The 482-nt window shown below is 46.1% G+C and carries 1 pseudogene; it reads left to right on the forward strand.

Annotated features, from left to right (window positions below):
• Window positions 1-482 (forward strand): annotated as a pseudogene (locus G1O98_RS38625) (bifunctional DNA primase/helicase); the annotation flags it as partial.

Raw genomic sequence — 482 nt, forward strand, 5'->3', positions numbered from 1 at the left:
CGTGCCCGTCAGAGCAAAGATTACCTTGACCCTAATGAAATTTTTGAATGTGAAAAGTTCCGCATTTCTGATTCTTACGGCATCGAAGTAACCGAATCACTCGTAGAAATGGATAAAGGTGGTCGCTTAATTAGAGCGATCGCTGGACTTGAGGCAATTTTAGCCCCACCCGAAGAATCGTTTACTGACCCCAAAACCGGGCAAAGTTATCCTACACCACCAACAATTGTCACCCAAAAAGACCGCACTGAGCGCGACAATCTACCTTTGTGCATCGACTGGGGCAATTATTCCGCACGGTGGCTGGCTAGATTTAACCTGGGACTGCATCAAATTCTCACTTCTTTAATGAAGGGTGATGAAGTTACCGCCGATGACCCCACTTTGCTCAAGATGACGGCGATCGCTATACATTGTGCTGCTCACGTCAAAGCAATTCTTGGGTTTACTATTCCCCTAGACTGTAAACCTATTTGGTTGCT

This window comes from Nostoc sp. UIC 10630 (genome assembly GCF_010747425.1).
In the GTDB taxonomy this organism is placed as follows: Bacteria; Cyanobacteriota; Cyanobacteriia; order Cyanobacteriales; family Nostocaceae; genus Nostoc.